Origin of the sequence: Ideonella sp. (genome assembly GCF_041914305.1) — a bacterium.
In the GTDB taxonomy this organism is placed as follows: domain Bacteria; phylum Pseudomonadota; class Gammaproteobacteria; order Burkholderiales; family Burkholderiaceae_C; genus Ideonella.
Window position 1 is genome coordinate 134,262 of the sequence record NZ_JAYSDQ010000001.1, and the last position, 21,543, is coordinate 155,804.

The window sequence follows — 21,543 nt, forward strand, 5'->3', positions numbered from 1 at the left end:
CGCCCCTGAGAGTGAGAGGTTGTCCGCTGGAGGGCGGGGTCATGCAAGCAAAGTTTTGGGGGAGCGCGCCTGCGCGCGGCTGGCGCGTGGGCGTGTCGGCGCTGATCGGCGCCTTGGTGCTCAGTTCGTGCGGTGGTGGCAGTGAGGCCGACGACCCGCCCGCTGCCACGGCCAGCAAGAAGACGGCTGCGTCGGCGCGGCGTGAACGTGCGATGAGCGTCGTCCCGCCGGGCACGACGATCCCGGCCGACGCCGCGCAAAAAGGCATGTTCGGCCGCCTGGCCAACTGGCCGGTGATCGCGGTGCATGCGGTGCTGATGCCCGATGGCCGCGTGATGAGCTACGGCACCAAGCCCGATGGCCAGCAGACCGGCTACTTCAACTACGACCTGTGGGACAGCAGCCAGGCCGTCGACAGCGGCCACACCACGCTGCCCAACGGCACGTTGACCGACATCTTCTGCAGCTCGCAGGTGCTGCTGCCGGACCCGTCGTCGACCCAGGTCTTCATCGCCGGCGGCGACAACTGGACCGGCAGCGCCACCACCAACACCGGCAACAACAACAGCAACCTGCTGAACGCCGGCACCAACTCGCTGACGCGCGGCATCAACATGAACCGCGCGCGCTGGTATTCCACCTCGACCGTGCTGCTCAACGGCGAGGTGCTGGTGCAGGGTGGTTCCGGCGGCACCGACCGGCCCGAGATCCGCGGCCGAGACGGCAGCTTCCGCCTGCTCTCTGCCGACACCAGCGCGCTGGACTTCATGTACCCGCGCAACTTCGTCGCCCCCGATGGCCGGGTGTTCGGCTACGACAGCAACGGCCGCATGTACTACCTGGACACGGCCCGCGGCGTGCTGACGATGGCCGGCCAGTTTGCTGGCGCCTACCGCGGCTCCGACGCCAGCGCGGCGATGTTCCGCCCCGGGCGCATCCTGCAGTTCGGCGGCTCGTCCAATGGCGCGGCGGTGATCGACATCACCGGCGGCGCACCGGTGGTGACGCCGACCCAGTCGATGGCCTCGCAGCGCCGCCTCGCCACCGCCACGCTGCTGGCCGACGGCCGCGTGCTGGCCACCGGCGGCAGCCCGGTCTGGAACGACATCAACAACGCGGCGCTGAACGCCGAGATCTGGGACCCGCAAACCGGCCAGTGGACGGTCGGCGCCGCCGGTGCCGTCGCCCGGCTGTACCACTCGAACGCGCTGCTGCTGCCCGATGCCACCGTGCTGGTGGCCGGTGGCGGCGCGCCGGGGCCGTTGAACAACCTCAACGCCGAGATCTACTACCCGCCGTACCTGTTCACCGCCGATGGCCAGGAGGCGCCGCGCCCCGCGATCGTCGCCACGCCGGACTATCTGCAGGTCGGCAAGACGGTGACCGTGGACGTCGACAGTGCCAGTGCGATCAGCCGCGTCACGCTGGTCAAGACCGGCTCGACGACGCACGGCTGGAACATGGAACAGCGCTTTGTCGAGCTGCCGTTCCGCGCCGAAGGCAACCGCCTGCGCGTGCAGGCGCCGACGCACGCGGCCGACGTGCCGCCGGGCTACTACCAGCTGTTCGTGTTCGACGCCAACGGCGTGCCCTCGGTCGCCAAGCTGCTGTTCATGGGCGTGGCGAGCGACCCCAACCCGGCGGTCGTGCCGGTGCTGGCCCCGCCGGCCAACCAGACCAGCACGCTGAGCACCAGCGTCGATCTGGCGCTGCAAGCCACCGACCCGAACGGCGACACGCTGAGCTACAGCGCTGCGGGCTTGCCGCCCGGCCTGGCCATCGACGCAGCGACCGGCCGCATCACCGGCCAGCCGACGCAGGTTGGCAACTACAACGTCGTGGTCAGCGCCAGTGACGGCTACAACGCCGTGTCCGCCAACCTCAGCTGGCAGGTCAATGGCGACGTGGCGCTGCAACTGGCCCCGGTCGTGCCGGCTGGCCCGGTGCTGTCGGGTACCAATGCGAGCTTCAATGCCAGTGCCACCGGCAGCAGCGTGCAATACCGCTGGGATTTCGGCGATGGCAGCCCCGTCACCGCCTGGTCCGACAGCGGTGCGGCGAGCCACGGCTACAGCCGTGCCGGCACCTTCTACGCCACCGTGACGGTGCGCGACAGCTACGGCATCGAACAGAGCCAGAGCTTCCTGCAGGTGGTCTACCTGGCGCCCACCACGTCGCGGCCCACGGCGTCGGGCCCGATGCTCACCGAGCAGCCGTCCGGCGGCAACCCACGCCTGTGGGTCGTCAACCCCGACAACGACAGCGTCAGCGTGATCGACCTGGTCACGCGCGCCAAGCTGGCCGAGGTGGCCGTCGGCACCGCGCCGCGCAGCCTGGCGCGTGCGGCCGATGGGCGCATCTGGGTCGCCAACCTGCGCGGCGCCAGCCTCAGCGTGATCGACCCGGCCAGCCTCACGGTGGCCGCGACGATCGCCTTGCCGCGCGGCTCGCAGCCGTATGCGGTGGTGATGTCGCCCAATGGCGCGCAGGCCTACGTCACGCTCGAGGCTGCCGGCCAGCTGCTGCGCTTCGACAGCGCCAGCCGCAGCCAGACCGGCACGCTCGCCGTCGGCCTGCATGCGCGCCACCTGGCGGTCAGCGACGACGGCGCACGGGTCTACGTCTCGCGCTTCGTCACGCCGCCGTTGCCGGGCGAAGGCAGCGCCAACGTCGCACCCACGGCGGCCACCGGTGGCCAGCTGCTGGTGGTCGATGCCACCGCGATGAGCCTGCAGCGGACCATCGTGCTGCAGCATTCGGACAAGGCCGATGCCGAAACGCAGGGCCGCGGCATCCCGAACTACCTGGGCGGACTGGCGATCTCGCCCGACGGCAGCCAGGGCTTCGTGCCCAGCAAGCAAGACAACATCAAGCGTGGCGCGCTGCGCGATGGCCAGCCGCTGAACTTCCAGAACACGGTCCGCGCGGTCAGCTCGCGCATCGACCTGGCCGCGCGGGCCGAAGACTTGGGCGCCCGCATCGACCACGACAACGCCGGCCTGGCTAGCGCGGCGCTGTTCGACCCCCGCGGCGTCTACCTCTTCGTGGCGCTGGAGACCAGCCGCGAGGTGGCATTGCTCGATGCCCACTCGCGTGCGCAGCTGATGCGCATCGACGTGGGCCGCGCGCCGCAAGGCCTGGCGCTGTCGCCCGACGGCCTGAGCCTGCTGGTCAGCAACTTCATGGACCGCAGCGTCAGCGTGGTCGACCTGAAGCCGCTGATCGAGCGTGGCCAGCTGAGCCTGCCGGTCGTCGCCACCGTGGCAACCATCGCCACCGACAAGCTGGCGGCCCAGGTGCTGCAAGGTAAGCGCCTGTTCTACGACGCCCGCGACACCCGGCTGGCGCGCGACCGCTACATCAGCTGCGCCGCCTGCCACCAGGACGGTGCGGCCGACGGCCGCGTGTGGGACCTGACCGATGGCGGCGAAGGCCTGCGCAGCACGATCAACCTGCGTGGCCGCGCGGCGATGGGCCACGGCCCGCTGCACTGGAGCGGCAATTTCGACGAGCTGCAAGACTTCGAAGGCCAGATCCGCCGCCTGGCCGGCGGCACCGGCCTGATGAGCGACGCGGCCTATTTCGCCGGCACGCGCAGCCAGCCGCTGGGTGATGCCAAGGCCGGCCAGAGCGCCGACCTCGACGCGCTGGCGGCCTATGTGGCGTCGCTGTCGACCTTCGACCCGAGCCCGGCCCGCCCCACCGCCGGCACGCTCAGCAGCGCCGCCACGCTCGGCAAGGCCGTGTTCCAGGCCCAGAACTGCGCGGCCTGCCACGCCGGCACGGCGTTCAGCCGATCGGGCAGCCTCGGCCTGGTCGACGTTGGCACGATCAAGCCGAGCAGCGGCCAGCGCCTGGGTGGCCTGTTGACCGGGCTGGACGTGCCGACGCTGCGCGACCTGTGGGCCAGCGCACCGTACCTGCACGATGGCTCTGCCGCGACGCTGGACGCTGCGGTCGCCGCCCACCGCGGCATGGCACTCAGCGGCAACGACATGGGCAACCTGGTGGCCTACCTGCGCGAGATCGGCGGCGACGAGGTCTCGGCGCCGGCAGGCACGGCCGGCAACGGCACCGGCCTGAGCGGCCAGTACTTCAACAACATCGGCCTGAGCGGCAGCTACACCGTGCTGCGCAACGAAGCGGTCGATTTCGACTGGGGCAGCGGCGCGCCCGCCGCCGGCATCGCGGCCGACAACTTCTCGGTCCGCTGGACCGGCAAGCTGATCGTGCCGACCAGCGGCGCCTACACCCTGCGCACCTCGTCGGACGACGGCGTGCGGCTGTGGGTCAACGGCGCGCTGGTGATCGACAACTGGACCGACCATGCGCCCACCGCCAACACCAGCGCGGCGATCACGCTCAGCGCCGGCACGCAGGCCGACATCCGGCTCGAATACTACGAGCGCGGCGGCGGCGCGGTGATGAGGCTGCAGTGGCTGCCGCCGGGCGCGACCGCATACGCAGCGATCCCCGCCGCGCAACTGCTGCCCAGCATCGCCAGCGGCACCGGCCTGGCGGGCAGTTACTTCAACAACCGCACACTCAGCGGCACGCCGGCCCTGGTGCGCAACGAGGCGATCGATTTCAACTGGGGCACCGGCTCCCCCGGCGCCGGTATCGGCAGCGACAACTTCTCGGTCCGCTGGACCGGCACCATCGAGCCCACCGTGAGCGGGGTCTACTACTTCCAGACGGTGTCCGACGACGGCGTGCGCCTGAGCGTCAACGGCACGCAGCTGATCACCAACTGGACCGACCACGCCCCGACCACCAACACCTCGGGCGGCATCAGCCTGACCGCCGGCCGCCGCTACACCGTGACGCTCGATTACTACGAGAACGGCGGCGGCAGCGAGATGCGCTGGCGCTGGCGCGTGCCGGGCAGCAGCAGCTATGTGGCGGTGCCGGCGAGCCGGCTGTACCCGAACTGAGCGCCGACGCGGCGCACGCCGGCGGGGCCGGGCCCGGCGCGCCTCAGCCGCGCCGGCCGCGCCCCGCGGCCTTGGCTTGGTAGAGCTTCGAGTCGGCGTGTTCGACCAGGCTCTGCCAGCTCGTTTCGTAGTCGGCGTTGAAGGCCACGCCCACGCTGGCGCCGATGCGCAGCATCAGCTCGCCGACCTCGAACGGCTCGTGTGCGGCACGCAGGATCTTGTCGGCCACGCGGTCGGCATGGGCCCGCTCGCGCACGCCGCTCAGCGCCACCGCGAACTCGTCGCCGCCCAGGCGCGCCACCGCGTCCGACGGCCGCACCAGCGCCTGGATGCGTTGCGCGAACAGGCGCAGCAGCTGGTCGCCCACCGCGTGGCCGTGGGTGTCGTTGACCGGCTTGAAATGGTCGAGGTCGATGTACAGCAGCGCCAGCGAGTCGGCCGTTCCTTCACGCGCCCGCTGATCCAGGTAGGTTTCGAAGCCGGCGCGGTTCAGCAGCCCGGTCAAGGCGTCGCGCTCGGCCAGCCGGGTCAGCCGCACGGCTTCTTCCTTGTGCGGCGTGATGTCTTGTGAGACGACGACAAAGCCCTCGACCGTGTCGCCGCTGCGCAGCGGGATGTAGCTGATGCCCAGGTGCCGGCCCTGGTGGCGCTCGGGGAAGCTGCGTTCGAAGTGGACGGTCTCGCCGGTCATCGCCCGCTCGATCCAGGGCCGGCGTTGTGCCAGCTCGTCGGCGCCCAGCACCGCTTCGACGGTCCGGCCGATGATCTGGTCGCGTGGCCGGCCGAGCCAGCGCTCTTGCGCGGTGTTGACGAAGCGGTAGCACCCATCGGCGCCGACGACCGCGACCATCGCCGGCATCGACTCGATGATCGATTGCAGCGTGGCCGATTGCAGCGCCAGCTCGTGGCGGGCCTGCAGCGCGGCGGTGATGTCGCGCATCACCGCCGAGAAGCGGGCGATGCGGCCGTTGCTGTCGCGGTGCGCGATCACCATGTGGCTGACCGGCATCACGCGCCGCCCGGCGGTGAACACGGTTGTTTCACCGAGCCACACGCCATGCGCCTTGACGGTGGGGTTGATCTCGTCGATGTAGCGCTGGTTGGTCTCGGGCGTGTTGAACTCGGCGAAGTGGTGGGCGCTGGCCGGGGCGTCGGGGCCCAGGCCCAGGGCGCGCCGCGCGGCGGGGTTGATGTAGCTGACCTGGCCGTTGCGGTCGGCCTGCACGACGAAGTCGGTCGAGCTGTCGAAGATTTCGGTCAGGTCGCGCAGCGCGCGCTCGGTGGCCACGCGCGCGGTGATGTCCGAGCCGGTGCTGTAGAAGCCGCGCACCGTGCCATCGGGCCCCCAGTCGGGGATCAGCTGGCTCTCGATGCGCCGCACCTGGCCGCCCAGCTTCTCTTCGAACTCGAAGCGCTGCGGCTCGCCGCGCAGGACCGCCTCGACATGCTGCCGCACCGCGTCGTCGGCCTCGCCGCCGGTCAGCTCGGCACGGGTGCGGCCGATGATCTGGTCCATCGGCCGGCCGAAGCGCTGGCTGTGCGCCAGGTTCGCGAAACGAAAGCGGGTCTCGCGGTCGAGGTAGGCAATGCGCATCGGCAGGCTGTCGGCGATCTGGCGCATGAAGCGCTCGCTGTCGGCCAGGCGCTGTTCCAGCTGCTTGCGCTCGGTGACGTCGCGGCCCACCGAATGCAGGGTGGCCACGCCGTTGGCATCGACCTGGCGCCGGTTGGTCCAGGCGACCCAGCGCTCGCCGCCACCCGGCGTCAGCATGCGGTTCTCACCGTGGCGGGTGGCGCCGCTGCGCAGCACCTCGTCGACCAGCTGGCGCACGGCCGGGCGGTCTGCCGGCTCGACCAGGTCGTACAGGTTGGTGCCGGTCAACTGCTGCGGCGTGCGGCCGAAGTGGCGCGAGTAGGCGGGGTTGATGTAGAGCAGCGTGCCGTCGGCGCTGGCCAGCGAGATCAGTTCATGCTGCTCTTCGACGATCGCGCGGTGACGCTCTTCGCTGTCGCGCAGCGCCTGCTCGGCCCGCAGGCGGCCGCTGCGAAAGACCATCAACTGCCCCAGCGCCAATGCGGTCAGCAGCACCAGCAGCGTGACCATCACCACCAGCAGGCGCTGGTTGCCGGCCAGGCCTTCGGCCGCTTCGGCGATCAGGCGTTCGCGCTCGCGGTTGATGATGTCCAGCGCGGCCTGGATCTCGCCGCGCGCCTGCTCCATGTAGAGCTGGCCCGCGTCGCTGTGGATCAGCGCCAGCGCCTGCTCGGGCTGGCCCAGGTCGTGCAGCCGGATGGTCTCGGCCATCTCGGCCAGCTTCTGCTGGACCAGCGCGTGCGCCCGCTCGGCATGGCTGCGAAACGTCGGGTTCGGCAGCTCGACCCCGTCGAGCGCAGCCATCAGCTCGGGCAGGCGTCCGATTGCGGCCTGGTAGGGCGCCAGGTAGCTGGGCTTGCTGGTCAGCAGGTAGCCGCGCTGGCCCGATTCGGCGTCGCCCAGCGCGATCAGCGTGGTCTGCAGCAGGCGGGTGCGAAGCGCCAGGTCTGCCCGGCGGGCCGAGTTGGCCATCACCGCATCGGTCTTGCTGGCCAGCAGCACCGTGCTGCCGATCAGCCCGAACAGCACGCACAGCAGGGCGATCAGCGTCAGCCGCAGGCCCAGCCGGCGCAGGCGCTGGCGTCGATCGGTCGGCACGGCGTGGGCCAGGGGCGTCTCCTTGGTTTTGGTGGTTGTGCGAGGCACCGGCCCGGCCGCCGCGGTGGCCTCAGGCGGGCCGCGCGGCACCGGTGACGGTGCGCAAGGTGGCGATCAACCGGTCGATCTCGATCGGCTTCGCCACATGCGCCACCATGCCACAAGCCAGGCACTGCGCGCGCTCTTCCGGCATCGCGTGGGCCGTCTGGCCGACCACCGGCAGGCTGGGCGCCAGCGCGGCGATGCGGCGCGTGGCCTCGATGCCGTCCATCACCGGCATCTGCACGTCCATCAGCACCGCGTCGAAGCCGCTCGGGGCGTCGGCCACGAGCTGCACCGCCTCGGCGCCGTCACGTGCCAGCTGCACCTGCGCGCCGGCCCGGGTCAGCAACTGCTCGATGACCATCTGGTTGACGAGGTTGTCCTCGGCCACCAGCAGGCGCAGGCCCTGCAGCGGCTGGGCCGCCGGTGTCGCCGTGGCGGGCGGCTGCAGGGGCACTGCCGGCAGGCGCGCCTCGCGCAGCGGCAGGCGCAGCTCGAATTCGCTGCCGCGGCCCGGGGCCGAGCGCACCGCCAACTGCCCGTTCATCAGCTCGGCCAGGCGGCGGCTGATCGCCAGCCCGAGGCCGGTGCCGCCATAGCGGCGGGTGATCGACGAGTCGGCCTGGCGGAACGCGATGAAGAGCTGGTCGACCTGGTCGTCGCTCATGCCGATGCCGGTGTCGGCGACGCGAAAGACCAGCGCGTCGCCGTCGCGCCCGATCCAGACCCGGATGCCACCCTGGTTGGTGAACTTGACCGCGTTGGACAGCAGGTTGACCAGGATCTGCTGCAGCCGCAGCGGGTCGGTCAGGCACGCCAGCGGCAGGTCCGGGCTGTGCGCCACCTCCAGCGTCAGGCCCTTGGCCAGCGCGCCGTCGCGCACCAGCGCCACGGCGCCCTCGGTGGCCGCCACCGGGTCGACCGGGATCGACTCGATGTCCAGCCGCTCGGCCTCGATCTTCGAGTAGTCGAGGACATCGTTGACGACCCCCAGCAGCAGGCGGCCCGATTCGAGGATGCGGGCGTAGCCGGCCTGCGCGGGCTGGCCGTTGGTCTGGTCGAAGCCGATCTGCGCAAAGCCGAGGATGCCGTTCAGCGGCGTGCGGATCTCATGGCTCATCGTCGCGAGGAATTCGCTGCGCTGGCGTGCGATGCGCTCGGCCTCCAGCCGCGCGGCCTCGCGCGCCTGCTCGAGCGCGCGGCGGTCCGAGATGTTGCGCACCACGGCGACCACCTCGCCGTCATCGGTGGGCAGAAAGCGGGCCTCGAAGCAGCGCTCGCCGCCCTCGAACGGCAGGGCGTATTCGATCGACTGCATCCCGGCGCCCGAGGCGACCTGGCGCAGCGCGTTGTCCACCAGCGCGCTGGCCTCGGGTGGCAGCAGATCGGGCATGCGCCGCCGCAGCAACTGCTCGGGCGGCACAGCCAGGTCTTCGGGCCGGCTGGTGCGGTGGTCGAGGATGGTGCCGTCGGCCGCCATGCGGAAGTACAGGTCCGGCAGGGCCTGGAAGATACTGTTCAGCTCGGCGCTGCGGCGCGAGACCTGCTGCTCCAGGTCCTGCGCCTGTTGCGCCAGCAACCGCGTCGCCTCGCGCTGCAAGGTGATGTCGACAAAGCTGCACAACATGCAGTCTTCGGCACCCACCGTGACCCGCACCGCCGCGAACGCCATCTCGCGGACGGTGCCGTCCTGCCGCCGGAAACGCGACTCGACGCCCTCGACGTGGCCCTGCGCGGCCAGCGTGGCCAAGGCGGCCGAGCGGGTATCGCCGTCGCACCACAGGTCCAGCTCGACGCCGTTGCGGCCCAGCACGTCGTCGCGCACGTAGCCGAACATCTGCAGCCAGGCGCGGTTGACGTCGGCGAAGCGCTGGTCGCTCATCAGGCCCAGCGCCATGCCGACCGGGCTGGTCTGGAACATCAGCGAGAACCGCGCCTCGCTCTGGCGCAGCGCCTGCATCGCCTGCTCGCGGGTGGCCTCGGCTTCGGCCGCGCCCCAGGCCAGCCCGAGCTGCGCGCCCAGCCGGGCCAGCAGCGCCACCTGCTCGTCGTCGAAGAAATCGGGCTGGCGCGAATAGACCAGCAGCACCGCGCGGGTCTCGCCGCCGACCTTGATCGGGAACCCGCCGGCCGCCGCCAGCCCGAAGCGCTGCGCCAGCTCGCGCCAGGGGCTCATGGCGTCGTTGCTGCCGAAATCGCGCGCGACCCGCGGCTGGCCCTCGCGGAAGGCCCGCCCACCCGGGCCGCGGCCTTGCGGAACGTCGTCCATCGACAGCGTGGCCTCGTCGGCATAGGCCGACGCATCGCCGGCGCAGCCGGCCGGGCGCAACACGCGCCGCACCGGGTCGGGCTCGCCGATCCAGGCCAGCGGCAGCCCGCCGTCGTCGACCACCACCTGGCAGACCTGTTGGAACAGCTGGCGCCGGTCGGGCCGCGCCGCGATCAGCCCGTTGACCTCGGTCAGCACCTTGTACAGGCGGTTGATGCGGATCAGCCGCCGCTCGGCCGCGCGCTGCACGCTCATGTCGCGCGCCACGCCCAGCACCCCGATCACGCGGCCGGTCGAGTCGCGCAGCGGCGTCTTGATGACCTCGTACAGCCCGTTCTCGTCGCCGGCACTGGGCATGCTCTGCTCGACCCGGATCGGCGTCTCGGCGTTCAGCGCCGCCAGGTCGTTGCGGCGAAAGGCCTCGGCGCGGGCCTGGCTGGTCAGGTCGAGATCGAGGTGGCCGACGATGTCTGCTTCGCTGCGGCCGAGCAGGCGTGCCAGCGCGGGGTTGCAGAAGCGGTAGACGCCTTGCAGGTCTTTCAGCCAGACGAGATCGGGCAGCGTGCTGACGAGGGTGTGCAGGCGCTGGCGCTCGTCGACCAGCTCGCGCGTGCGGCGCGCCACGATGCGGCGCATCGTCAGGCCCCACAGCAATGCCAGCAGCCCCAGGACGACCGCCACGGCCAACCAGAAGGCAACGGCACCGTGCTCAGCAGCCATCGGGGAATTACAGCACGGCGCCGTTTCATGCGACAAGCGGGCGCACGCGAAACCGCCGTGCCGCCCGTCACGCGAGGGCGGCCGCGGCCGCGGTCAACCCGTCAGGGTGCGCCGCCTTTCAACAGCAGGTTCGGCAGCCACAGCGAGAACGCCGGCACATAGGTGACCAGCATCAGCGCGGCGAGCAGCCCGCCGTAGAACGGCCAGATCGTCTTCATCACCGTGCCGACCGAGACCCCGCCGATCGCGCAGCCCACGAACTGCGTCGTGCCCACCGGCGGCGTGTTCAGGCCGAGCGCGCAGTTGATCAGCATCACGATGCCGAACTGCTCGGTGCTCATGCCGAACTGCTGGCAGATCGGCAGGAAGATCGGCGTGCAGATCAGGATCGTCGCCGCCATGTCGAGAAAGGTGCCGAGCAGGAACAGGATCACGTTGACCAGCAGGAAGATCACCCACGGCTGCGAGCTCATCGAGGCCAGCGCCTGGCCGGTCAGCTCGGCCACGCTGTACAGCCCGATCAGGTAGCCGAACATCGACGAGATGCCGATCAGCAGCAGCACGGTGCCGGTGGTCTTCACCGCCTTCGCGGCGGCCTTCATGAACTGCTCGCGCGTCAGCCTCTTGTAGACGACGGCGGCGAGGAACAACGCCCACAGCACCGCGACCGAGGCCGACTCGGTGGCGGTGAACGCGCCCGACAGGATGCCGGCGACGATGATCGCCACCACCGCCAGTCCCGGCAGTGCCTGCGCGAACGAGCGGCCGACGATCGCCCAGCCGGGGAAGCTGCCGGCCGGGTAGCCGCGCTTGACCGCCACCGCGTAGGCCGCGACGAGGTTGCAGATCGTCAGCACCAGCGCCGGCACGATGCCGGCCAGGATCAGCGCCGCGATGCTGACCTTGCCGCTGGCCGCGAGCGTGAAGATGATCAGGTTGTGCGAGGTCGGCATCAACGCGCCGACCAGCGAGGCGTGGGTCGTCACATTGACCGCGTAGTCAGCGTGGTAACCCTCTTTCTTCATCTGCGGGATCAGCACCGCGCCCATCGCCGACACATCGGCCACCGGCGAGCCCGAGACGCCGCCGAACAGCGTGCAGGCCAGCACGTTGCTCATGCCCAGCCCGCCGCGCACGTGGCCCGCCAGGCTCTTGGCGAAGGCGACGATGCGGTCTGCGATGCCGCCGTACATCATGATCTCGCCGGCGAAGATGAAGAACGGGATCGCCAGGAACGAGAACGGGTTCATGCCCGAGATCATTTGCTGGAAGCCCACCGCCATCGGCAGGCCTTCGTACAGCAGCGTGGCGAGCGACGACAGCCCGATCGAGAACGCGACGGGCACGCCCATCAACAGCAGCAGCGTGAAGCTGATGCACAAGATGCTCAAGGCCATCAGGAGCTCACCTCGCTGCCCCGCGCCAGCGCGAGGATGTGTTCGAGCGAGAACATCGCGACCAGCACGCCGGCCAATGCTGGTGGCGCGTACTTGAAGGCCTCGGAGATGCCCAACGTCGGGATCTTGTAGCCGGCCACCGACTCGGCCAGCAGCGCGCACTGCCACGCCATCACCAGGCCGAACACGCCGACCAGCGCGTGGATCAGGTATTCCATCGCGTGGCGCAGCCGGGGCGGCGCCAGCACCAGGAACGATTCGAGCCCGATGTGGCTGGCTTCGCGCACGCCGACCGCCATGCCCAGCATCGTCACGTACAGCACCAGCAGCACGGCGCCGCTCTCGGCCCAGGTGGGCGTGTCGTTGAAGACGTAGCGGCCGACCACCTGGTACAGCACCGCGACCACCAGCAGCACCAGCCCGCCGATGCCGATGCGCAGGCACACGCGCGCGACAGCCGCGCACAGCCGGCTGTAGGCGGGCGTGCGCGGCGGCGTGACGAGGTCGATCAAGGCAGCGGCTTGCGTCATTGCACGGCCTGGATGCGCTTGACCAGGTCCTGCAGGTGCGGGTCTTTCAGGAACTTGTCGTAGACCGGCTTCATCGCCGCCTGGAAGCTGGCCTTGTCGACGTCGACGATCTGCGCGCCGCCGGCCTTGACGGTGGCCAGCGACTTCTCCTCGCGCTCGTCCCACAGCTTGCGCATGTAGCTGACCGATTCCCTCGCCGCAGCGCGAATGGCCTTTTGCTCGTCGGGCGACAGCGTGTCCCACACCTTCTTCGAGAACAGCAGAATCTCGGGCGCCATCGAGTGCTCGGTCTTGTTGTAGAACTTGGCGACCTCGAAGTGGCGCGAGCTCTCGTAGCTCGGGTAGTTGTTCTCGGCCGCGTCGACCAGGCCGGTCTTCAGCGCGGTGTAGACCTCGCCGAACGGCATCGGCGTGGCGTTGGCGCCCATCGCCTCGATCAGCGAGACCCACAGGTCGCTTTGCTGCACGCGGATCTTCAGGCCCTTGGCATCGGCCAGCGTCTTGACCGGCTTCTTGACCGTGTAGATCGAGCGTGAGCCCGAGTCGTAGAAGGCCAGGCCGATGAAGCCCTGCGCCTCGCAGTCTTTGAGGATCTCGTCGCCGATCGCACCGTCCAGCACCTTGCGCATGTGCTCGGTCGAGCGGAAGAGGAACGGCATCGTCGGCACCATCGTGGCCGGGCAGATGTTGTTCATCGGCGCCACGTTGACGCGCGTCATCGCGATCGCGCCGAGCTTGGTCTGCTCGATGGTGTCTTTCTCGGCCCCCAGCGCCGACTTCGCGTAGACCTTGACCGTGTGCTTGCCGTTGGTCGCCTTGGCCAGCGTTTCGCCCATGTGGCGCACCGCCATCACGGTCGGGTAGTCGTCGGGGTGGATGTCGGACGAGCGGAACTCGGTCGCCTGGGCGGCCGCGGCCCAGGCGATCAACGAGGCCAGCAACGATGCCGTGACGAACGGGGTGGGATGGCGCATGGGGTGTCTCCGCGTCTGAGGATGGGGTGTGAAACGGGTCAGGGCCGCCACGGCGCTTCGGGCAGGCCTTGCGTGCCGGGGCGGGTGATGAAGACGGCGCCGGCGGTGGCGCTGGTGTCGCCCGCCGGGCGGATGCTGGTGATCAGCAGCTCGTCGAGCCGGGCGCCGCCGAAGCTGCACATCGAGGGCTTGGCGGTGGGCACTTCGATCGAGCGGTCCAGCCGGCCGTCGGGCCTGAAGCGGTGCACCAGGCCGGCGTCGTTGGCGCAGACCCAGTAGCCGCCGTCGATGTCGATCGCCGCGCCGTCGGGCCGGCCGGGGTGCTGGTTCATGTCGACGAACAGGCGGCGGTTCGCCGGCCGGCCGCTGTCGCCGAGGTCGAAGGCCCAGACCTGGCGCACGGTCGGGTGGCTGTCGCTCAGGTACATCGTGCGGTTGTCGGGGCTGAAGGCCAGGCCGTTGGGCACGATCAGGCCGTCGACCAATGGCGCACTCAGCCCGCAGCCATCGAGCCGGTACAACGCACCGGCGGGCGCGGCGGCGGCCATGTCGCGCAGCATCGTGCCGGCGAAGAAGCGGCCGGCGCGGTCGCAACGGCCGTCGTTGAAGCGCATGCCTTGCAGCGCGTGGTCCACCGTGGCCAGCGGGGCCATCGCCAAGCCTCCGTCGTCGCGCGGGCGCAGGTGCACGAGCATCGATTCGAGCCCCGCCACCAGGCCCCCCTCGGCATGCAGCGCCAGGCAGGCGATGCGCTCGGCCAAGGGCCAGCTGCGCAGCCGCCCGTCGCGCCAGCGCCGCAGCGCGCAGCCCTCGATGTCGACCCAGTACCAGGCGGCCTCGGCGGCATGCCACAACGGGCTTTCGCCCACGCTGTCCTGGTGGTCGGCGACCAGCCTTTCCATCGCGCAGGCTCTTCAGTCGAACGGGTCGGTGCGCACGAAGGCGCCGCCCTGGTACAGCGTGGCGGGGTCGCGGGCATCGGGTGTCGGCTCGGCGGCTTCGAGCGCGGCGCGAAAGGGCTCCGAGCTGTCTTGCGGGCGGTAGCCGAGGTGCCGGGCACCGGTGTTGTCCCACCAGCTCGTCGTGTTGTCGCTCAGGCCGTAGATGACCGAGCAACCGACCACCGGCGCGGTGAGGCTGGCGACCACCAGCCGCTCGAGATCGTCGAAGCTGAGCCAGGTGGCCAGCATGCGGCGGTTCTTCGGCTCGGCGAACGACGAGCCGATGCGCAGGCACACCGTCTCGATGCCGTGGCGATCGAAGTACAGCCGGGCCAGGTTCTCGCCGAAGGCCTTGGACACGCCGTACAGCCCGTCGGGGCGCACCGGGTCTTGCGGCGAGATCACCTCGTCTTGCCGGTAGAAGCCGGTCACGTGGTTCGAGCTGGCGAAGACGATGCGTTTCACGCCTTGCTTGCGCGCGGCCTCGTAGAGATGAAAGACGCCCTCGATGTTGGCGCGCAGGATCGGCGCCCAGGCCTGCTCGGTCGACACGCCGCCCAGGTGCACCACGGCATCGACACCGTCGAGCAGCGCCTGCACGGCGGCGGCGTCTTCGAGCCGGGCGGGGTGCAGCTCTTCGTGGGCGGCGGCGTCGCCCAGCGGCGCGATGTCCGACAGCCGCAGCCGCTGGCAATAAGCCGCCAGGCGGGGCCGCAGCGTGCGGCCCAGGCCGCCGGCGGCGCCGGTCAACAGCAGGCGGCCGAAGCGGATCGGCGTGGGGTGGGCGGGAGCGGGGGCGGGCATGGGGGGCGGCAGACCTTCGCTACAGTGACAACCAGCCTTGTGGTCTGTCGTCTGTTGTCGTACAACTTGAGTCGACTGTACGGCCCTGATGCGACACGCCCGATAGGGATAACACCGAGCACGATGAGCCTGACCTCGCCCACCCGCCGCAAGCCCCGCACGCTGGCCCTCGAGCTGGTCGAGGCGCTGGGTGACCGCATCCGCGATGGCCGCCTGGCGCCTGGCGACAAGCTGCCGACCGAGGCCGCGATCATGGGCGAGTTCCAGGTCAGCCGCACGGTGGTGCGCGAAGCGATCTCGAAGCTGCAGGCCTCGGGCCAGGTCGAGACGCGCCACGGCATCGGCACCTTCGTCATCGGCCTGGGCGACGCCCCGGGCTTCAAGATCGGGCCCGAGCAGTACAGCACCTTGCGCGACGTGATCGCGGTGCTCGAGCTGCGCATTGGCGTCGAGACCGAGGCCGCGGCGCTCGCCGCCCAGCGACGCACGCCGGCCAACCTGGCCGCGATGCGCCAGGCGCTGGACGCGGTGGCGCAGGCGGTGGACGAAGGCCGCGACGCGGTGAGTGCCGACTTCCAGTTTCACCTCGAGATTGCGCGGGCCACGCAAAACAGCCACTTCGCCGACATGATGGCCACGCTCGGCAGCTCGATCATTCCGCGCGCCCGGCTGGCCCAGGCCGAGGGGCTGAACGAGCCGATGAGCGACGAGCGGCTGCAGTACCTGCGCCGGGTCAACGGCGAGCACGAGAGCATCTTCGACGCGATCAGCGCCGGCGATGCCGACGCCGCCCGCGCGGCGATGCGCACCCACCTGGCGAACAGCCGCGAACGCAGGCGCCGGGCCCAGCAGGCCGAAGGCCGCTGAGCATCGGCCGACCGGCGGCGCCACGCCGCAACCGGCGCGGCGCGGCGTTGTGCCGGCGAGGGGCACGCTCCCCGGCCCGCGTCCAGTTCACCGACCTACGCGGTCTCACGTAGACCTCGGCTGGATTCTAGTTGTACGATGACATACAACTAATCGCAAAACCTGTCGCGATTCCCCGCTCTCACCCCACCGGAGGCCCAGCCCATGTCACCCCAAGAACTCAAGCGCGTGCTGCAGGCTGGCCTGCTGTCGTTTCCGTTGACCGACTTCGACGCCCAGCTGCGGTTTGCGCCGCGGGCCTACGCCCAGCGGCTGGAATGGCTGCAGCCTTATGGCGCCTCGGCGCTGTTCGCCGCGGGCGGCACCGGCGAGTTCTTTTCGCTCGAGCCGCAGGAATACGCCGAGGTGATCCAGGTGGCGCTGGACACCTGCCGCGGCCGCACGCCGATCATCGCCGGCGCGGGCGGCGGCACGACGCTGGCGATCAAGTACGCGCAAGAGGCCGAAGCCCGGGGCGCCCAAGGCATCCTGCTGCTGCCGCACTACCTGACCGAGGCCAGCCAGGAAGGGCTGGTCGCGCATGTCGAAGCGGTCTGCAAGAGCGTGAGCTTCGGTGTCGTGGTCTACAACCGCGGCGCCTGCCGGCTGACGCCCGCCAGCCTGCTGCAACTGGCCGAACGCTGCCCGAACCTGATCGGCTTCAAGGACGGTGTCGGCGACATCGAGAAGTTCGTCGCCATTCGCCAGACGCTGGGTGAGCGTTTCGCCTACCTCGGCGGCCTGCCCACGGCCGAAGTCTTTGCCGGCGCCTACAAGGCGATGGGCTGCCCGGTGTACTCGTCGGCCGTTTTCAATTTCATCCCGAAGACCGCGATGGCCTTCTACAACGCGCATGCGGCCGGCGACACCGCCACCTGCGACCGGCTGGTGCGCGACTTCTTCCTGCCCTACATCGCGCTGCGCAACCAGGGCGAGGGCTATGCGGTGTCGATCGTGAAGGCCGGTGCGACGATCGTCGGCCATTCGGCCGGCCCGGTGCGCCCGCCGCTGTCGGGCCTGAAGCCGGCCGAGGTCGACACGCTGGCCACGCTGATCGCCACGCTCGGCCCGCAGTAGCCGGCCATTGCCGGCGCGCCGCGGCGGCCGCCGCACAATCCAGCCCATGCCGCCCGCCGCACTGGTGCACCGGTGCAGTGATTCGTGCTGGCTGGCACTTGTGGAGCCGCAGCTTTGCCCCCGTGGCAGTGTTGCAAATCCTCGCGATACCAAGGGGTATCGCTGTGGTTTGCGCCTCGCCACGAAGCCAAATCCGCTGGCCCATAAGCACCACCCAGCACGAATCACTGCACTGGCGCGGGCGCTTCCCATTCCAACGAGGAGATCCCATGAAGCTGAACCTGATCGGCGGCGCCTGGACCGAAGGCCCGCGCAGCTACCGCAACATCAACCCGTCGGACACCCGCGACGTGGTGGGCGACTACACCGTGGCCGGCCGCGAGCAGGCGCTGGACGCCGTGGCCGCTGCGCACGCCGCGTTCCCCGCCTGGAGCCTGTCGACGCCGCAGCAACGCTTCGATGCGCTCGACGCGGCGGGCAGCGAGATCCTGGCCCGCAAGGCCGAGCTGGGCGATTTGCTGGCGCGCGAAGAAGGCAAGACGCTGCCCGAGGCGGTGGGCGAGGTCGTGCGTGCCGGCAACATCTTCAAGTTCTTCGCCGGTGAAGCGCTGCGCACCGGCGGCGAGGTGGTGCCCTCGGTGCGCCCGGGCGTGGGCGTGGAGGTCACGCGCGAGCCGTTGGGCGTGATCGGCATCATCACGCCGTGGAACTTTCCGATCGCGATCCCCGCGTGGAAGATCGCGCCGGCGCTGGCTTACGGCAACTGCGTGGTCTTCAAGCCGGCCGAGCTGGTGCCGGGCTCGGCCTGGGCGCTGGCCGACATCCTGTCGCGCGCCGGTTTCCCGCCGGGCGTGTTCAACCTGGTGATGGGGCGCGGCTCGGACGTGGGCGCGGTGCTGCTCGAAGACGAGCGCATCGCCGGCATCAGCTTCACCGGCTCGGTGGCCACCGGCAAGCGCGTGGCCGCGGCGGCCGTTTCGCGCGGCGCCAAGGTGCAGCTCGAGATGGGCGGCAAGAACCCGTTCGTCGTGCTCGACGATGCCGACCTCGGCGTCGCGGTCGGCGCGGCGATCAACTCGGGCTTCTTCTCGACCGGCCAGCGCTGCACCGCGTCGTCGCGCATCATCGTCACCGAAGGCATCCACGACCGTTTCGTCGCCGCGATGGTCGAGCGCATGGCGGCGCTGAAGATCGGCGACGCGCGCGCGGCCGGCACCGACATCGGCCCGGTGGTCGACGACAGCCAGCTCGCGCAAGACCTGGAGTACATCGCCATCGGCCAGGCCGAAGGCGCCAGGCTGGTTGCCGGTGGCGTGGCGCTGGGCACCAACGCCGACGGTGCGCCGGGCCACTACCTGACCCCGGCGCTGTTCACCGAGACCACGGCCTCGATGCGCATCAACCGCGAAGAGATCTTCGGCCCGGTGGCCAGCGTGTTGCGGGCGAAGAACTACGACGAGGCGCTGGCCTTTGCCAACGACACCGCGTTCGGCCTGTCGGCCGGCATCGCGACCACGTCATTGAAGTACGCCACCCACTTCAAGCGCCACGCGCAGGCCGGCATGGTGATGGTCAACCTGCCGACCGCGGGGGTCGACTACCACGTGCCCTTCGGCGGCCGCAAGGGCTCGAGCTACGGGCCGCGCGAGCAGGGTCGCTACGCGGCCGAGTTCTACACCACGGTCAAAACGGCCTACACGCTGGCCTAACGCGGCAGTTTCACGCCTCGGCGCGCGGCCATGTCTTCGGACATGGCCTGCCGCTGGGCCGGCCCGGCCAGCGCGGCGGTGGCCGGGAACACCAGCTTGTCTTCGAGCGCGAGGTGGCTGTCGTGCAGCGCCGAGAAACTCTCGGCCTCGCGGCGCAGCCGGGGTAGGTCGGGCAACTGCCCGTCGGCCAGGGTTTGCAGGCCGTCGGCCAGGGCGGCCCACAGCGCGCGGAAGGTCCGGTGATCGGCCGCCATCTGCTCGGCCGCCTCGACCAGCTCGGCCCGCTCGCTGGCGTAGAGCAGGGGCAGCAGGTGCTTCTCTTCGTCTTCGTGGTGCAGCGGCGCGGCCAGGCCGAAGTAGCGCAGCACGTCGCGCGCGGCCTGGGCGGCCTGCGCGTCGGCGCCGTGCTGCTCGGCGTGCGCCACCAGCTTGAGCAGCAGCGCGAGCGAGCGTTTCACGCGCTCGTGGCAGGCGGCCAGCAGTTCGAAGGGTTCGTCCAGGCCGGCGGCCGGGGCCGTGTGCAGCGTGCCGTCGCGCGCGGGCGAGCCGCTGGTCGGAAAGGGCAGAGAGGTGGCCATCCCGGCATTCTCTGCTTCTCGTGAAAAAGCCTGCCGGCGCCGCCCCGTCAAGGGCCTGGCGCCGGCAGGCTCATCGTCGTGCCGGTGGCGGCGTCAGTTCAGAACAGGCCGAACATCTTCAGCGAGACCAGGCCCAGCACGCCGGCGATCGCGTAGCGGATGAAGGTCAGCGGGGCGCGGGTGCTGATGTACGAGCCGATCAGCACGCCGGGGATCGAGCCCAGCAGCAGGTTGCCCAGCAGGCCGTAGTCGGTGTGGCCCAGCGAAAGGTGGCCCACGCCCGCGATCAGCGCCAGCGGGATCGCATGGGCCAGGTCGGTGCCGACCAGCTTGCTGGCGTTCAGCCGCATCGGGTACAGGTAGACCAGCATCACGGTGCCCAGCGCGCCGGCGCCGATCGAGGTCAGCGTGACCAGCACGCCCAGCACGATGCCGGCGACGACCGTGGCCACCGGTTGCACGTGCTTGAAGTAGCTCGCGTCCGTCACCCGCAGGCTGCGGCCGACGCGGTGCAGGTAGTCCTTGGCCAGCATGCCGACCGCGGTGATCATCAGCGCGATCGCGACCGAGCTGATGATGAAGCCGCTCTTGACCTGGTGCGCGTCGCTGTAGTGCATCCACGCCAGCGTGGCGGCGGCGGCGGGCAGGCTGCCCATCGCCAGGCGGCCGACGATGCCCCAGTCCACGGTGCCGTGGTTCTGGTGCACGGCGACGCCGAACATCTTGGTGATCGACGCGTACAGCAGGTCGGTGCCGACCGCGGTTTGCGGCGCGATGCCGAACATCAACACCAGCAAGGGCGTCATCAACGCCCCGCCGCCCACGCCGGTGATCCCGACGATGGTGCCGACCATCAGGCCGGCCGCGGCCCTCATGCCATTAATTTCCACAACTGCTCCCGTCCCGTTGAATGCGCAAACTGGGACCGGTCGCCGTTGCGCTGCCCTGTGCGTGGCGGCATTGTGCGGGCCGGGTTATGCGAAAAGCGGCTATCGATACACGGCCCCGGCATAACTTCGCATGTCGGGCACCTTCGGCCGATGGACTCGCACGGCTTTCGAGTCTGGCCTGCGCATGGGCGCTGCCCTGCTAAAAACCGGGATCCAAGCGCGAAATTCGCATGAGGCGGGCGTCGCGCCGAGGTGCGCGTCACCCCCAGTTTGACTAAGGGTAAGTCCTTAGCAGCTGGGCGGCGACCGCCACAGCAATGACCCCCGGTTGCTTGCCGGCGATACCCGGCAGGCCGATGGGGCAGTTCATGCGGGCCAGCACCGCCTCTGCGATGCCGCGCTCGCGCAGGCGGTGCTCGAAGCGGGCACGCTTGGTGGCCGAGCCGATCAGGCCGAACCAGCCGAAGTCGCCGCGTTTCAAGATGGCTTCGGTGATCGCCAGATCGAGCGCGTGGCTGTGCGTCAGCACCAGGTAGGCGTCGCCGGGTCGGCCGCTCGCCACCTCGGCCTCGACGGGCTCGACGCACACACGCTCCACCTGGGCCGGCAGCGGGCCGCTCGGAAACTCGCTCTCACGCTCGTCGACCCAGACGATCTCGCACGGCACGCCCGCCAGCACCTGCACCAACGCACGGCCCACGTGGCCGGCGCCGAACAGGTGCAGGCGAAACAGCGGCCGCGGCGCGGGCCAATCCGCGACCGTGGCGTCGGTCAATGGCGACAGCCGTAGCGTGAGCGCGCCGCCGCAGCATTGGCCGAGCGACGGGCCCAGCGCGACCGGCCAATCCAGTGGAGCGGTGTCGCCGGCTGCGAGCCGCTCGCGCGCCCGTGCGATTGCCTGCCATTCCAGGTGACCACCGCCAATGGTGCCGGCCACCTCGTCAGCGCCGACCAGCATGCGCGTGCCGGCTTCACGCGGCACCGAGCCGCGTGCGTCGATGACCTCGATCAGCATCGCACGGGTGCCGCGGGCGAGCCATCGCGCGGCGGTGTGGCGGTCCGGGTCCAGCACTCAGGTGC

Annotated in this window: 14 protein-coding genes; 4 read left to right on the top strand and 10 right to left on the bottom strand. The window is 70.3% G+C overall.

Annotated elements, in window-relative coordinates; genetic code table 11:
• The first annotated feature begins 41 nt into the window (after positions 1-41).
• The gene (locus ACE3SG_RS00580) at positions 42-4,934 is read left to right on the top strand and encodes a PA14 domain-containing protein (protein ID WP_374561919.1); all 4,893 of its coding nucleotides are present in this window, start codon (positions 42-44) and stop codon (positions 4,932-4,934) included.
• A gap of 43 nt (positions 4,935-4,977) precedes the next feature.
• Here the strand turns inward: ACE3SG_RS00580 and ACE3SG_RS00585 are convergent, their stop codons facing one another.
• The 7 genes from ACE3SG_RS00585 to ACE3SG_RS00615 form a co-directional block, all read right to left on the bottom strand.
• Entirely contained in the window at positions 4,978-7,626 is a 2,649-nt protein-coding gene (locus ACE3SG_RS00585) for a PAS domain-containing protein (protein WP_374561921.1), read from the bottom strand.
• Between the two features lie 70 nt (positions 7,627-7,696).
• Complete coding sequence (locus ACE3SG_RS00590) at positions 7,697-10,657, bottom strand: PAS domain-containing protein (RefSeq protein WP_374561922.1); 2,961 nt, start codon at positions 10,655-10,657, stop codon at positions 7,697-7,699.
• A 101-nt stretch (positions 10,658-10,758) separates the two neighbouring features.
• Positions 10,759-12,054 carry a TRAP transporter large permease gene (locus ACE3SG_RS00595; protein ID WP_374561924.1) on the bottom strand — a complete coding sequence of 432 codons (1,296 nt, stop codon included), beginning with the start codon at positions 12,052-12,054 and terminating at the stop codon, positions 10,759-10,761.
• Positions 12,054-12,584: a TRAP transporter small permease gene (locus tag ACE3SG_RS00600; RefSeq protein ID WP_374561926.1), complete on the bottom strand. Its 531-nt coding sequence runs from the start codon at positions 12,582-12,584 to the stop codon at positions 12,054-12,056. Before ACE3SG_RS00600 ends, ACE3SG_RS00595 begins: the two co-directional genes overlap by 1 nt.
• The gene (locus ACE3SG_RS00605; protein WP_374561927.1) at positions 12,581-13,558 is read right to left on the bottom strand and encodes a TRAP transporter substrate-binding protein; all 978 of its coding nucleotides are present in this window, start codon (positions 13,556-13,558) and stop codon (positions 12,581-12,583) included. The genes ACE3SG_RS00600 and ACE3SG_RS00605 overlap by 4 nt, the downstream gene beginning before the upstream one ends.
• 38 nt (positions 13,559-13,596) lie before the next feature.
• The gene (locus tag ACE3SG_RS00610) at positions 13,597-14,460 is read right to left on the bottom strand and encodes an SMP-30/gluconolactonase/LRE family protein (RefSeq protein WP_374561929.1); all 864 of its coding nucleotides are present in this window, start codon (positions 14,458-14,460) and stop codon (positions 13,597-13,599) included.
• 12 nt (positions 14,461-14,472) lie between these two features.
• A complete protein-coding gene (locus tag ACE3SG_RS00615) occupies positions 14,473-15,303 on the bottom strand; it encodes an NAD-dependent epimerase/dehydratase family protein (protein ID WP_374561931.1) in 831 nt (276 codons plus the stop codon).
• 123 nt (positions 15,304-15,426) lie between these two features.
• Here ACE3SG_RS00615 and ACE3SG_RS00620 point away from each other — a divergent pair, with 123 nt between their 5' ends.
• The 3 genes from ACE3SG_RS00620 to ACE3SG_RS00630 all read left to right on the top strand — a co-directional run bounded on the left by ACE3SG_RS00620 (position 15,427) and on the right by ACE3SG_RS00630 (position 18,995).
• Positions 15,427-16,170: a FadR/GntR family transcriptional regulator gene (locus ACE3SG_RS00620; RefSeq protein WP_374561932.1), complete on the top strand. Its 744-nt coding sequence runs from the start codon at positions 15,427-15,429 to the stop codon at positions 16,168-16,170.
• Between the two features lie 204 nt (positions 16,171-16,374).
• Positions 16,375-17,286, top strand: a complete 912-nt coding sequence (kdgD, locus tag ACE3SG_RS00625) for a 5-dehydro-4-deoxyglucarate dehydratase (RefSeq protein ID WP_374561933.1) — start codon at positions 16,375-16,377, stop codon at positions 17,284-17,286.
• Between the two features lie 269 nt (positions 17,287-17,555).
• A complete protein-coding gene (locus ACE3SG_RS00630) occupies positions 17,556-18,995 on the top strand; it encodes an aldehyde dehydrogenase family protein (RefSeq protein WP_374561934.1) in 1,440 nt (479 codons plus the stop codon).
• On the opposite strand, the gene ACE3SG_RS00635 is transcribed toward ACE3SG_RS00630, so the two are convergent.
• From ACE3SG_RS00635 to xdhC, 3 genes are all read right to left on the bottom strand, one after another.
• Positions 18,992-19,573 carry a hemerythrin domain-containing protein gene (locus tag ACE3SG_RS00635; protein ID WP_374561935.1) on the bottom strand — a complete coding sequence of 194 codons (582 nt, stop codon included), beginning with the start codon at positions 19,571-19,573 and terminating at the stop codon, positions 18,992-18,994. The genes ACE3SG_RS00630 and ACE3SG_RS00635 overlap by 4 nt on opposite strands.
• Positions 19,574-19,671: 98 nt before the next feature.
• On the bottom strand, positions 19,672-20,448 hold the full coding sequence (locus ACE3SG_RS00640) for a sulfite exporter TauE/SafE family protein (protein ID WP_374561936.1): 777 nt from the start codon (positions 20,446-20,448) through the stop codon (positions 19,672-19,674).
• A 289-nt stretch (positions 20,449-20,737) separates the two neighbouring features.
• Positions 20,738-21,535 carry a xanthine dehydrogenase accessory protein XdhC gene (gene xdhC / locus ACE3SG_RS00645; protein ID WP_374561937.1) on the bottom strand — a complete coding sequence of 266 codons (798 nt, stop codon included), beginning with the start codon at positions 21,533-21,535 and terminating at the stop codon, positions 20,738-20,740.
• Positions 21,536-21,543 lie beyond the last annotated feature (8 nt).